This is a genomic window from Shewanella sp. 0m-8 (genome assembly GCF_052977265.1).
Window position 1 is genome coordinate 50,770 of the sequence record NZ_JBRIMB010000011.1, and the last position, 12,769, is coordinate 63,538.

Genomic DNA, 12,769 nt, shown 5'->3' on the forward strand with positions numbered 1-12,769 from the left:
TTTATATTGTCGCTTTCGCTCAACGTTAAACGACAACCTGATTAAATAGGTTCTGTATAATGCACAATCCGATAAAGCATGCGATTGCAGACATAATTGGAGTGATCATCCAGCCCACAATAATTTTTAGTAGAACCTTCCATTGAATGGGTAAACGTTTTAGTAGCGCGATACCGATAACCGCACCAATAACGGCTTGCGAACTAGATACTGGCACAAGGGGAATGGCGGGCAAACCTATGCTGACAAAAGCATTTGATAAGGTTTGTGACGAGAAAATAAATAACACGATAGAGTGCGCCATCACCACGACCCAAGCGGTGATGGGGGTCATTGCAATGAGGTTGTCACCCACGGTGAGCATGACTTTTTTTGAGTAGGTAAATACACCTATGCTGATGGCCACCGCACCAATAAAAAACAGCTGCATTGCGGGACTAAATGATATGCCAAATAGCTCCATTGGATCTATGGGGGTGCTCAATACAAAGACGCCCATCACATTGGCAATATTGTTTGCCCCTAAGCTATATGAACCAAAGGCGCCTGCGACAATTAGCCCGATACGAGTCCAGTGGTCTAATTGAAAGAGTCCAGGCCGGATGCGTTTTATAGCGACCGATACGCATTTGAAAAGAATAACCGCAGTGATTGCGGCGAGAATTGGGCATAGCACCCAAGTGCTTAAAATCTTTGTTAGCGCCTCAGGATCTGTTTCCATGCCACTAAACAAATTCCAACCGATGATAGCACCGACGATCGCCTGCCCTGTCGATACAGGTAAACCAGACTTTGTCATAAAATAAACGGTGGTTGCTGCAGAGAGTGCGACGGTAAATGCGCCGCCAAGTGCTGAAACTTTGCCTAAGGCACCTAGTGTGTGCGAGGCTCCAGCGCCACTGATTACCGCGCCTAAAATTACCATAAGGGAACAGATGATTGCAGCCGTTGAGAACTTGACCATCTTTGAACCAACGGCTGTACCGAATACGTTGGCGGCATCATTGGCACCTAAAGACCAACCGAGAAATAAACCACTTGAGAGAAAAATCCATATTGCGATATCCATACCTTTAACTCCTATTGCACGCGTTTAAGGGTGTAGATCGCGATGCGGTCACTGATATCTTCAGCCAAATTAGCGACTTGATCGATTCGGTCACAGAAATAACGTAGCTGTATCTTGTTGACTAAAGGCTGGTCTGTATCAAATAGCAGTACTTTGGTTCGGGTACACAAACGATCGGCTTCACTTTCGAAAGCAATGACCTTGGTGTGGTACTCCTGCACTCGTTGTAGATCGGTAAAAAAGCTTTTAGCGCACAGAAGCGTGTGGTCTATGGTTTCGCCAACAATCGAGAGGAAATTAAGTAGCTCTTCTTGTATTTCCAGAGGAATATAGGGCTGCTCAATTTTTAAGTGTAAGCCAATGGTTTCTTGTTTGTTGATTAGGCGGTCGGTTAAGTCAATGAGTGAGGCAACATCAGAGCGTAAGTCTGGGATCAGGGTTTTACGATACAGGGTTTGCTCGATCTCTCTTTTTAGCAGGTCGGCACGATGCTCGATACTTTGAAGTTCTGCTAATGTCGTTTCAAACTCTGTGCTTTTAGGGCCATAGGTTAAGTAGTTTTTCCACATCTGAATGGATTTATGATGTGACAAGGTTACCTGCTCGAAGAAGAGATAAACTTTAGTTTCTGTTGATTCGCTCTTGGAAAGAAGCGTAGTGAGCCGAGAAAAACCAAACATGGTATCTCCTTATTCTTATTTGAGGGCATTTTAGGTGACACGAGGGGAGGCCTGATACCACTAAGGGAGCGGTTTAGTAGTGCCAGGCCTGATTTAAGGTTTAGTTAAATCCTTTTGACATCTTAAATGTTGCTGTTGTCTTGGAGCCTTGATTATCGCTTGGCAAGTTAACTTTCTTTACCTCTTCAGAGAGGAAGTTATACGCTTCTTCAAGGTGTGTTTTATCACTGGAGTGACCCTTAAATGAAAACTCAGTGAAAGTGACTCTTGGGTTGCGGTAATAAGGCGTCCACAATTGGAAATCTATTTCCAAATTATCAAAGCGAGGATCTTTTAAGTTGCCTTCCCAGCCGTGAGTTCTCATCACCAAAGTCTGCTTTAATTGCTGTTTATGGTTTTGATAGATGGGTTCAACTATTTCCCATGCCGTAGCGTTTCTCTTTAGCACCTTAAACACGGCTTCCATGTCGATATTTTTGACATCAATATCAGCTGGAGAGTAAGGAATATCATAACTAACGCTATAAGCGGACTTGTCTTTGGTAAAGTCGACTTCAGCTTTCTTGTAATGACTCAGATCACCGAACGCCTCTGGATTTGGCGCTCTTAACTTGACTGTAATCTTGCTTTTACGAGGCTTAGTTACGTGCTCTCTGACTCGGATCTGTATATTGTCAGCTTTAAAGGCTCGGTCGGCCGTATCGATGTAAGTCACTAACTTAACCGAGATATCATCTTCTAAATCAACAAAATTAAAGGCTTTTTTAAATGCTTCTGTTTGCTTATTGGCGGCATAAGGTAAGGTTTTACCGACACCAGTATTAACGTGGTACTCCAGCTGATCAAATGCATCCGGTGATAAGGCATAGGCACTGCCGCTAAGGCATAAGTTAATAGCACCAATCAGTAGTAAATTATTTCTCATTACTGTTTCTCCCTTTAAAATGCAAACTGTAGGCGAGCTTGGATAATATTGGCGTCTTGGTCGTACTTCTCTACCCCGTCGATATCAGTATATGGCGCTACGTAGTCGGCCTGAGTGTAAACATAGTTCAACTGTGCCTTTAGGTTATCTTCTAAATACCAGTTCAATCCAATAACGTAATCTGTTTTTTTACCGCCTTCGATACCTGCTTTAACATCATCAAAGTTAGCGTAGTCATATCGAGCTGCGACTTCCCAAGCCCCCCAGCCGCCTGCAGAGATAGGATTTGAAGGCTGCACGCCTTTAAAGGTGCCTTTTTTGCCACTGTAGCGCCACTGTTCACCGGTAATGGTGTAAACGGCTTGAGCATAGTAAGCATCGACATTGGCTTTTGGATCTGCAGTTTGGTCAACTGATGCACCTACATATTCAGACTGGAATAGGAAGTTGCGGAACTGATAAGCGAGCTCGGCACCGTAGTGAGTACCTGATTGAGACTTGATTTTACCAGTATTAATGATACGTTCTGATGGCTTGGTATTAGGGCGTGCACGGTAGCGTAATGCTTTTTCTGCATCATCATTTAAGTCAATGTAGAGCCCACTTGCACCAATGTGAAGTAGGTGACCATTACGGTCAATCGGCGCCATTGTAAAACGTGCATTGAAGACATTCATCTCTGCATGGCTTTGATCATCGGTAGAGAAAAACTCATTTTCAGTAGTGATACCGTAGCCTACATGTAAATTATAATTGTTGCCGACATAGCGCCACTGAACACCAAGTGCACGGTCTGGTGCAAATACATCAGTCGCGGCACGTTCTAAGAAGGCGAGGTGGGCTGAACTACCTGTGGCTTCCATACCGAATGCATACTTTTGAAAACCAAGCTTAAGACTTGAATCGTCCCACCCCTTATAGACCACGTTTGCATCTTTTACTTCAACTTCGGTGAGTCCGTCAAAGTCGAACTCTAGCTCATATTCCCAAACATTAGAGAAATAGCCTTCAATACCAAAGCGTAAACGACGAATGCTGGCATCGGTGAACTTATCATTATACTCACCATCAGTATCATATAAGCCATCAGCTTTTACGTAGTCGGCTTGAATACGTGCTTTAAACTCCATGGTTGAACGGCCATCTTTTGAGATAAGTTCAGGGCTTGGAGAATCTTTAGAGAACTTTACGCGGTCAACTTGATTTGCAGCATCTTTTGCTTCAATTAACTCCATTTCAAGTGCGTTTAGTCGCTCTTCAAGTTCCATCACTTTATCTGTTTCAGATGCCATAACAGCAGATGAAAAACATAAGATCGATGCGGAAATTGCTAGCGCAATAGGTGAGCTTGGAAACATCTTGTTATTGTTCATAATACTCTTCCTTCTGTAACTTCTTATTGTATTCGCTTGGTGTTTAACATTTATAAAATTTCGATGTGTTAAGGGTATGCCTTGTATGTGAATAAAAACATGATCAATGTCAACTAATTGCAACTAAATCGTACAAATCGTTTTGAATTGTCGTTTTGTTGATGTTGATCTGTTTTTGTGTGTATGTTGGGTTTATGTTGCGTTTTGCTTGGCGTGAAATATGTGATAAATCTAGCCAAAGCTGATCCATTTTTATCCCGCTAAAGCTTGATAGGTCAAGGGCAGAAAGCTAATTACTTATGCACTGCCCCTACTTTTGGTCCCAGCGTAAGGCGCTGCTTTTACTGTTTATTTTCAATCTTATGAATTCCTTTACGACTCACGTAAAGTTTATAGTGGTAGTGGTGCACTTCACCGTTATGCTGCAGCGCTATCACCAGATGTATGGTGTGTACTTTATGGACTTTTGTTTGCTTGATTTGAGACTCACTCTCATACCAGTGTGGACTAATAACTTTAGGTAGAAGGCGTAAGGATTTACTTAGGTTGACTGTCAGTTCATCTAAAAACTTTTTTTGTTCATTATTTGTTGTTGGGGAGAGGTAACTTCGCTGATGAACAAAGGCAACATCCAGTCGATCTCTTTCTGAATGATTAACACGCTTGAGAATAGTGACAATCGAATCACTCAGCTGTTGCTGTTGTTGCCGGTAATAGGTTTCTTTGATGTCAATAATTCGGGTGCCATCATTGGCATGAAAGCGATAGTGATGTTGGAAAAAGTGGGAGAAAAACTTTTCCATTAAATAGTTACGCCCTAGCTCCTTAATGCGGTCTTTAAAGATATAAGAGAGTACTAACGAGATAAAAAAGGGGGTTGAAAAATTGCCGAATGCTTTTTGGGTCGCAAAGGCAATGCCAGTGGCAAATGCCATGGCTAACGCTGCGGCGAGGCCAAAAATAAGCTGTTCGGCAACCGCTCCATCTTGGAGCTTTTTTCGTTTCACTTTGTAAGGAGTATTAATGATGCGTCGCCCCATATGTAAGCGGCGTAGTAGCTTTTCTCTATCATCATCACTACGACTGGTTAGCTTTAAATTGTGGATGTCAGCATACTGTTTAATCTTGGCGAGCAATGGGTCGATATTGACTTGTTCAGGCTTTGGCTTCTGAGATTTACTCTTTAATAAAGCTTGGTTGAAGTAATAAACTAATTGATGGTTAGCAAGTAGATATAATTTATGGTGAGTTAGCTGACTTTCTTTGTCATGAATACCTTGAAATGACTCGATTAGCTCAGCCACTACTGTGAGTTGCTGGGGCTCAGCAGTAAGCAGTATTTGATTTATTCCAGTCACAAAATTAGACAGTGCAGTAACATATTTTTTAGCGTTATCTTGTGCCTTGGCATAAGCATATTGTCGCAACAGTAAGAGGTCGTTTTTAATGATTTCAATGCTGACGGATTCTACTCGAACTAGGGATTGTTTCTGCAGTAGGTTTTGGTAAAAAAAAGTGGGAGAAAATATGTCGCTATGATCGCTTAAAGGAGCTGGGTAAAAGTAATGAACTTGTACCTTGGCACTTTTTATTTGGGCGTCAATTTCCACTTTTATCTTTAAGTGGTATTGGTCTACGATCGATAGCGACAGCATATGACTACCTGTTACCAAGTGGTATAAGGCTGCTTCATGAGCATTGAATTATAATAACGGGGATCTCCTGTAACCTCTTCACCTAGCCAGCTTGGCTTATTAACGGTTTCAGATTCTTCAGTCAGCTCGACTTCTGCTACAGTAAGTCCTTGGTTGCTCTGATAAAACTCATCAACTTCGAAGATATGATTGCCATGCTCGACTAGGTAACGAGTTTTATCAATCACGCCAGGCTCACAGATTTCTAGTAGCTCTTTAGCTTCCTGTAACGGGATTTCATTTTCCCACTCATATCGAGAGGCTCCCGATTCGTTGCCTATACCTTTAATGGTTAAAAACCCTTTGTCTCCTTTGACGCGTACTCTTACCGTTCTTTCCGGAACGCTGCTCAAGTAACCTTGAGTAATTCTTACCGAGCGGGCTGTTTGCTGCTTGAACTCATCGCTGTTGACTAGATATTTACGTTCGATTTCTTGTGCCATGATTAAGTCCCTAATTAGTTTGCTAATGGTAAGTTTTTCATGCCGATGACACGCTTAATGGCTTGCAGATAATTGATGTTTTCAACACCTTCTAACTTGAGATCTTTGATAGTTCGCTGAATATCTTCAAGCTCGGTTGACTCACTATTAACACTGACGATTCGCGCCCCGTTAACTAGCACGTTTGCGACTTCACAAATGGTGTCGTTCACCATATAGCCATAGCGTTCTTTGTGGATCTTCACTGCTTGTAGATCTGGGTGGTCATTGATGAGGTCGAGAAATTCTTCAAAGCTATATTGCTCTTTGTTTAGCGCTGGTTGTTCAACCATAAATGCGGGAAAGATCTCTTCTAGAAGTTGAGCTGCGCTGATAGGGAACTCTGCTTTTAACTTGGGATCCCATTGCTCTAAGCCATCCACTGTTTGTACGTAAGACTTTACGTCCATTTTGCCGTCGCGAATTTTGGTGTTATTGAGATCATTGGTACGAGACATGATATAAATTTCATCACTTTGTCTATGCCAAACCTTTTCTGGAACAGGAACAGATAGACGCGCCATACGTGTTGAAGCTTCGGTGAAGTCCTGACCAAAAGTTCGGAATTCGAAACGTGGCTTTGAAACTTCACCAATTTTTAGTTCTGACATAAAACGATCCTCGATAAGTTTTTGGGGGTTGGTATGCTATTTACAGTACGCATTTTAAAAATAAAAAAACCGATCAAGATCAATTTTTGTTAAATAAGTTACAACCTGATCTTACGTTATTTATTTTAACCGCGATTTACTGTGCGCGTAAATCGTTGATTTTTAGTTGTTTGTTGCGGTGGCGTTTGCTTTTTACCTTTAATGCGATTTATTTTGATAAAAACTAAGTTGCTTGTGTGTTGATCTGGATCCTGTTTTGTAAAGGCGTTTACGAGTAATGTCTATGTAACGACTACCTAATGAAGGGCACAGTTAAGATGACTCAAGGAAATGTTAATACAATAGAATCACTACAGATGTCAGGGGGACTAAAGAGCGAAGTCTCTGTAAATGATGGTGTAGAGACAAACGAGGAAAGCCTAAAGAGTGCCGATCCACTCGATATGAATCAATATCGAATGGAAACACTGCCGATAAGAAGTAAAAGCGTGTTTGAGCTGTGGCTTGCTAAGGGGGGAAGCTGGATTGCACTCGCCGTATTTAGTTATATGCTGCTGAGTGAGCCGGCATCATTTTTGGTTAACTTTGATCCAAGTACCTTAAGTAAAACTGCTGCTGAACATTTTCAAGAAGTCGGGGCTGTACTATTTAGTTGGCATGGGCAGGCGATGTTTGCCATTTTTTGCACAGCAGTGATCTTGTGGATTACCGAACCTATCCCTAATTACTTAACCTCTTTGATGGTGATTATTGCCATGGTGCTTACCGGAGTATTGCCTGAAAAAGTGGCTTATGCTCAGTTAGGCCATCCTATTATGTGGCTCAATATTTTATCCTTCATTCTGGCGTCTATGTTGGTCTCTTCCGGCGCCGCTAAGCGTTTTGCACTTTGGTTTATTTGTCGTTTTGGTACCAGTGCCACTCCCATTTTTTATAGTTTTATGGTGATAAACCTCGCCCTGTCGGCATTTATCTCAGCGACAACGGCAAAAGCCGCGATTTTGATGCCGATATTTATGGTGATCGCTGCGGTATATGGCGCAAGAGGCGGTAATAATAAGAATAATTTTGGTCGAAATTTAGTGCTGCAAAATCTGTTGCAGATCAACCTTTGTGCTGGCGCCTTTGTTACAGGATCGGGTGCTAATTTACTTGCTGCAAGTTTAATTGCGGGGGCAATAGGAGGAAGCTTCTTTTTTGCTGATTGGATGATTGTGGCCTTGCCGATTGTGGTTTGTATGATTGTCATCGGCTGGTTAATTGCGACTAAAATCTTTTTCCCTCTAGCTCCAGAAGAGCGGTTACCGCAAATTGATGGTGGTATGGAACGGTTAAAAGGTGAATTAGCCAAAATGGGACCCGTTTCTTTTAGAGAAGTGAAGTCTCTTGTGATTTTTGTGACCATCTTAATATTCTGGGCGACCGATAAGTACCATGGTATTAGTGCAACCGCCATTGCCTTTATTGGGGCCATTGTAGCCTTAATGCCAAGACTGGGTGTGGTTAACTGGAACCAAGTGGATGTGCCTTGGCACCTGTTACTATTCTCGGCAGGCGCTTACACTTTAGGTGCAGGGTTCAAGCAAACCGATTTGCCCAATTTAGCGGTTAATTTCAGTCTTGAATATTTTGGTTTGGATGAAAGAACACCCTTTGGTGTGTTTTATATATTGCTGACAGGAGCCATGCTATTTAGCTCATTGGTATTCCAGTCAAAAACGATGCGAACCATGCTATTTGTACCGATAGCCATTGGTATTGCACAGCGCTTTGATTTTTCGATTATGAGTTTGGCGCTGCCAGTAGCATTATTGATTGAGCATGTGTACGTATTGCCTTTTAACAGCAAGCCAGCTTTGTTGTTATATTCGACCGATCAATACAGTTTAAGTGATACATTTAAATTTGGTTTTACCATGTTATTAATTGGCTGGGCTGTGAGTATTTTGATGGGAGAGACTTGGTTTAGATTTTTAGGGTATACGCCTAATGGTGTGTTTGGTTAGAGTTTCTGCGTAATGAGATAAGCTATGAGCACAAAAAATAACGAAATCCGTAGCAAGTTAGCCTTACTTCAGTTAGCGACAGAGCTGGGTAGTATAAGTAAAGCTTGCGAAATTATGGGCTATAGCAGAGACAGTTATTATCGCTTTAAAAAGCAGTATGAAGCTGTTGGTGAAAGAGGGCTAAAGAACCTTTCACGTAAGAAGCCTGCCATTAAAAATCGAGTGTCTCAAGAAGTTGAAGAGCAGGTGATTGAGATTGCACTAGATTATCCTAATTATGGTCAAGCTAAAGTGGCTGAGTTACTTACAGCTAGAGCTTGCTGTATTTCAGCGAGTGGCGTACGAACAATCTGGTTGAGACATAACTTAGAGACTAAGAATAACCGCCTATTAGCCTTACATACTAAGCTCAAGCAAGAGCAGTTTTTAAAACCAAGAGAGCAACAACATATAGAGCAGATCTATAAATTAGACCCCAACGACCCGAATTTTGAGTGCCTCTATCCAGGAGATATCTGTGTGCAGGATACTTATGATTTAGGTGTAATTACGCCTCTAGGCCAGTTATATCTGCACAGTTTCGTTGATGGTTATAGCCAATACGCTATCTCCGTTGTGATGGAAGATAATAACTCCGCGGCAGTTGTTACCTTTCTAAAAGAGTTTGTTTTGCCTTGGTATCGCGACAACAACATTGAAATTAATAGTATCTTGACCGATAGAGGTAGTGAGTTCTCGGAGAGAAAAAGTCCTGAGTTTAGTCTAGCGCTGATTGAGAATAGGATTAATCATATCCAGATGCGTGCCTATAATGGTCCGGTGGTAAATGGTCTAGCGGCAAGGTTTCAAACCTTTTCTTACAACGAGTTTTTTGAGCCTTATTTAAAAAGTCATAACGTGACATCTTTGACTGATCTCAATGGGGAGTTTAGTCGTTGGTTATCGAATTATAATCAACAGCAGCCTTTATCTGGGCGTTATACTTTGGGGAAAACTGCTGCTGAAGTATTGCGTTTGAGCCGCCATTTAATTGATGGGCATCAAACGGCAAATAATTAACTCACTCAAGCAATATTCACTTCAACTTGAAAAAGGCAAGCTGATACTTATTTTCAATCCGTGAGCTTGATGGTTGTCTGCCTTTATCTTACCTTGATGGGCTTGAATGGCGGCTTTAGCAATCGCCAGCCCTAAGCCCCAGCCGCCGGACTCTCTATCGCGCGCAGACTGTGGGCGATAGAAAGGCTCGAAAATCGCTTCTAAGTCAGCTTCGTCGCTAATGCCTGGGCCATCATCGATAATCTCAATTTGTATGCTGCTGCCACTGGCAAATGCTTGAATCGAGACTTGCGTGTTGGCATAGCGGATGGCGTTACGCAGTAAGTTCTCAACCGCTCGGCATAAAGGCCGAGGGTAAAGCGGCAGCGTAATTGATTCATCTATGTCGATATGCAGCTGCTTTTTTTGCTGTTGAGCTTCGAAATCGGCATCGTCTAATACCTGGCTTAAGATTTCAGCAAGCTCAAGGCTGCGCTTGTTTTCGTTAGCGTTAAGCTTGACTCTAGACAGCTCTAACAGCTCGGCAATCATCTGCTCAAGTTGATCTGCTTCATACTCAATCCGCTCGGTTTCAGCGGTTTCTTGGCCTTTTTTACGGCTTAGCGCTAAAGACAATTTTAGCCTTGTCAGTGGTGTGCGCAGCTCATGAGAGATATCGCTGATCAATCTTTGTTGGCTCTTAACCATATTTTCAACCGAGTCGGCCATACCATTAAAGGCTTGAGCAAGCTGGCCAATTTCATCGTTTCGCTGGGCTGTTGCCATATCGACCCGGTGACTTAAATCGCCTCCGGCAAGTGCATCAGCACTGCGTTTGAGTGAGCGTAATGGCTTACCTAAATGCCAGGCAAATAAGCCACATAATAACCCTGATAGTAAAATCGCGATGCTAAGGGTTAAGATTTTATTATCGATAAAGAAGAAGAACCAGGGCCGTGGATGATGTTCTGGTAAACGGCCATATAGGCTGAAAGGCTTGCCCTCAACGTCAAAGTTATAGGGGCCGAAAATCAGCTCGTCTTTAAATTGGTGTTTAATCGGATGGCCAGCTTCATCGGCCATCAGCATAAAGCGTCTTAAAGCTCGAGATTGTTTATGGGTATTGAGTACCTTGCCGTACTCATCGACTAAATAGATGCGGGCCGGCCGGCCTTTAAATTCTTTAAAGCGGCTTAAATGTTTGAGCTTTTCAGTGCCCAGAACCTGCGGATTTGCACTAATACGCTCGGCACTTTTTTCAAGCATACGTTCAAGCGGAGGTGGCAGTGCTGATTGATCATGGTTTTGCTGCAATAAAGGCAGCAGCCCAATGAGCGCGATGATCAGTGAGCTACAGAGCCAAAAGCCCAGTAGTAATTTAACGAATATATTATTGGGGGTTTTTCTCAGCTGCATTTAAGGTAACCAGATATAGCCTTTACCACGAATCGTTTTCACACGTGGGCGGCCGTCGTCTCGTTCAGGCATCTTCTTGCGTAAGTTAGAAAGGTGCATGTCTAAACTGCGGTCAAAAGGCATCAGTTTTTTACCGAGCACTTTTTCGCTTAAGACTTCTTTGCTGGCCAGTTCACCGGCATGCTTAACCAATTCAAACAGTAAGCTAAATTCAGTGCCGGTGAGAATGATGAGCTGATCTTGGCAGTGCACCTCTTGGCGTGCGGGATCTAAATTAATATCGCCGTACTGATGTGTTGTCTGCGTTGCTTCGTTTGATTGAATATGGGTACGACGGATAATGGCACGAATACGTGCAACCAGTTCACGGTCGTTAAATGGCTTCGGCAGGTAATCATCGGCACCGATCTCTAAACCCACTACACGGTCGATTTCATCACCTCGGGCGGTTAGCATCAGTACCGGTGTTTGTTTCTTGCTGCGCAGCGCGCGCAAGACTTCAAACCCATTGAGTTTAGGTAGCATTACATCGAGTAAAATAAGGTCGAACTGCTGCTCTATGGCCAGATCTAACCCTGACTGCCCATCGTGGGCCAGTGTCAGTTCAAAGCCTTCAAGTTCTAGCAGTTGTGCAAGCAATTCAGATAGACCTAAGTCATCATCTATCAATAATATACGGCTCATATTTAACCTTCTAATGTACTCTTACTGTGGCGAGTATACCCTGTTTGATGTCAATTGCAGTTTAGGAGTGTAATTCAACGTAAAGAACAGAGGTCCTTGGCATTATCGAGCCTCATTTAAACAGCTTTACAGAGCTTTACGCTGTACAAACCCAAGCTTACATTGAGTAGACTAAACTGATAAGCGTCAAATCAAGCTTAGCAGTGCTGAGCAAATTCAAATGAGGCTACCATGATGAAAAAGAATACGTTTAAAGCAGGTTTGCTTGCCATAGTGGCCAGCACCGCATTATTAACCGCTGGTGTAAATGCTGCCGATGACCAAGATGGCTCACGTGATGGGCATGGAAAAAATGGCCATCACCAGATGCAAAGCGAGCGTGGCGGCCATCATGACCTGCGCAAGATGTTTCGCGGTTTAGACTTAACCGATGAGCAGAAGACTGAGATGAAAGCGCTATTTAGTGCGCATCGTGACGAGATGAAACAAAATCGTCCTTCTAAAGAAGCGCGCGCGGCACAAAAACAGCAGATGTTAGGTTTTATTACTGCAGCTAACTTTAACGAAGCTGAAGTGAAGCAGGCATTAGCCGCTAAACAAGAAGCGCGTCAGCAAAAGGCCGTTAATATGCTGAAGTTGCAAAACCAAGCGTATCAGTTGCTAACACCTGAGCAGCAAGAAAAATTCAAACAGCGTTTTGCTAAGCATCATAAAAGATAATTAGCTTATGCTTTGAACACGATTGCACCAGCTACCCAAGCCACTTGGGTGTAATAGAGGTTAATTGTTTT

At 42.7% G+C, this 12,769-nt stretch carries 12 protein-coding genes; 3 read left to right on the top strand and 9 right to left on the bottom strand.

All coding sequences use genetic code 11. The features are described from left to right. Positions 1 to 25: 25 nt before the first annotated feature. From ACVBIO_RS07640 to ACVBIO_RS07670, 7 genes are all read right to left on the bottom strand, one after another. Positions 26 to 1,069, bottom strand: a complete 1,044-nt coding sequence (locus ACVBIO_RS07640) for an inorganic phosphate transporter (protein ID WP_447172325.1) — start codon at positions 1,067 to 1,069, stop codon at positions 26 to 28. An 11-nt stretch (positions 1,070 to 1,080) separates the two neighbouring features. After that, the gene (locus tag ACVBIO_RS07645) at positions 1,081 to 1,749 is read right to left on the bottom strand and encodes a DUF47 domain-containing protein (protein ID WP_447172326.1); all 669 of its coding nucleotides are present in this window, start codon (positions 1,747 to 1,749) and stop codon (positions 1,081 to 1,083) included. 100 nt (positions 1,750 to 1,849) lie between these two features. After that, entirely contained in the window at positions 1,850 to 2,674 is an 825-nt protein-coding gene (locus tag ACVBIO_RS07650; protein WP_447172327.1) for a hypothetical protein, read from the bottom strand. 14 nt (positions 2,675 to 2,688) lie between these two features. Continuing rightward, positions 2,689 to 4,047 (bottom strand): OprO/OprP family phosphate-selective porin, encoded by a 1,359-nt coding sequence (locus ACVBIO_RS07655; RefSeq protein ID WP_447172328.1) that lies wholly within the window; start codon positions 4,045 to 4,047, stop codon positions 2,689 to 2,691. 341 nt (positions 4,048 to 4,388) lie between these two features. Then, complete coding sequence (locus ACVBIO_RS07660; RefSeq protein ID WP_447172329.1) at positions 4,389 to 5,702, bottom strand: hypothetical protein; 1,314 nt, start codon at positions 5,700 to 5,702, stop codon at positions 4,389 to 4,391. 11 nt (positions 5,703 to 5,713) lie between these two features. After that, positions 5,714 to 6,184 carry a CYTH domain-containing protein gene (locus ACVBIO_RS07665; RefSeq protein WP_447165300.1) on the bottom strand — a complete coding sequence of 157 codons (471 nt, stop codon included), beginning with the start codon at positions 6,182 to 6,184 and terminating at the stop codon, positions 5,714 to 5,716. Between the two features lie 14 nt (positions 6,185 to 6,198). Next, on the bottom strand, positions 6,199 to 6,834 hold the full coding sequence (locus ACVBIO_RS07670; RefSeq protein WP_447165301.1) for a hypothetical protein: 636 nt from the start codon (positions 6,832 to 6,834) through the stop codon (positions 6,199 to 6,201). 317 nt (positions 6,835 to 7,151) lie between these two features. Between ACVBIO_RS07670 and ACVBIO_RS07675 the strand changes: the two genes are divergently transcribed. Further along, positions 7,152 to 8,840 carry an SLC13 family permease gene (locus ACVBIO_RS07675; RefSeq protein WP_447172330.1) on the top strand — a complete coding sequence of 563 codons (1,689 nt, stop codon included), beginning with the start codon at positions 7,152 to 7,154 and terminating at the stop codon, positions 8,838 to 8,840. 24 nt (positions 8,841 to 8,864) lie between these two features. After that, positions 8,865 to 9,899: a helix-turn-helix domain-containing protein gene (locus ACVBIO_RS07680; RefSeq protein ID WP_447172331.1), complete on the top strand. Its 1,035-nt coding sequence runs from the start codon at positions 8,865 to 8,867 to the stop codon at positions 9,897 to 9,899. 21 nt (positions 9,900 to 9,920) lie between these two features. Here ACVBIO_RS07680 and ACVBIO_RS07685 read toward each other — a convergent pair whose 3' ends face one another. Beyond that, positions 9,921 to 11,294 carry an ATP-binding protein gene (locus tag ACVBIO_RS07685; RefSeq protein WP_447172332.1) on the bottom strand — a complete coding sequence of 458 codons (1,374 nt, stop codon included), beginning with the start codon at positions 11,292 to 11,294 and terminating at the stop codon, positions 9,921 to 9,923. Continuing rightward, positions 11,295 to 11,978 (bottom strand): response regulator, encoded by a 684-nt coding sequence (locus tag ACVBIO_RS07690; RefSeq protein WP_447158916.1) that lies wholly within the window; start codon positions 11,976 to 11,978, stop codon positions 11,295 to 11,297. 231 nt (positions 11,979 to 12,209) lie between these two features. Here ACVBIO_RS07690 and ACVBIO_RS07695 point away from each other — a divergent pair, with 231 nt between their 5' ends. After that, the gene (locus tag ACVBIO_RS07695) at positions 12,210 to 12,698 is read left to right on the top strand and encodes a Spy/CpxP family protein refolding chaperone (protein WP_447158915.1); all 489 of its coding nucleotides are present in this window, start codon (positions 12,210 to 12,212) and stop codon (positions 12,696 to 12,698) included. The last annotated feature ends 71 nt before the right edge of the window (positions 12,699 to 12,769 follow it).

What these genes read in the sequence shown, in the direction of transcription:
- ACVBIO_RS07640 (WP_447172325.1), bottom strand. Translation starts at nt 1,069, where the DNA reads ATGGATATCGCAATATGGATTTTTCTCTCAAGTGGTTTATTTCTCGGT.
- ACVBIO_RS07645 (WP_447172326.1), bottom strand. Translation starts at nt 1,749, where the DNA reads ATGTTTGGTTTTTCTCGGCTCACTACGCTTCTTTCCAAGAGCGAATCA.
- ACVBIO_RS07650 (WP_447172327.1), bottom strand. Translation starts at nt 2,674, where the DNA reads ATGAGAAATAATTTACTACTGATTGGTGCTATTAACTTATGCCTTAGC.
- ACVBIO_RS07655 (WP_447172328.1), bottom strand. Translation starts at nt 4,047, where the DNA reads ATGAACAATAACAAGATGTTTCCAAGCTCACCTATTGCGCTAGCAATT.
- ACVBIO_RS07660 (WP_447172329.1), bottom strand. Translation starts at nt 5,702, where the DNA reads ATGCTGTCGCTATCGATCGTAGACCAATACCACTTAAAGATAAAAGTG.
- ACVBIO_RS07665 (WP_447165300.1), bottom strand. Translation starts at nt 6,184, where the DNA reads ATGGCACAAGAAATCGAACGTAAATATCTAGTCAACAGCGATGAGTTC.
- ACVBIO_RS07670 (WP_447165301.1), bottom strand. Translation starts at nt 6,834, where the DNA reads ATGTCAGAACTAAAAATTGGTGAAGTTTCAAAGCCACGTTTCGAATTC.
- ACVBIO_RS07675 (WP_447172330.1), top strand. Translation starts at nt 7,152, where the DNA reads ATGACTCAAGGAAATGTTAATACAATAGAATCACTACAGATGTCAGGG.
- ACVBIO_RS07680 (WP_447172331.1), top strand. Translation starts at nt 8,865, where the DNA reads ATGAGCACAAAAAATAACGAAATCCGTAGCAAGTTAGCCTTACTTCAG.
- ACVBIO_RS07685 (WP_447172332.1), bottom strand. Translation starts at nt 11,294, where the DNA reads ATGCAGCTGAGAAAAACCCCCAATAATATATTCGTTAAATTACTACTG.
- ACVBIO_RS07690 (WP_447158916.1), bottom strand. Translation starts at nt 11,978, where the DNA reads ATGAGCCGTATATTATTGATAGATGATGACTTAGGTCTATCTGAATTG.
- ACVBIO_RS07695 (WP_447158915.1), top strand. Translation starts at nt 12,210, where the DNA reads ATGATGAAAAAGAATACGTTTAAAGCAGGTTTGCTTGCCATAGTGGCC.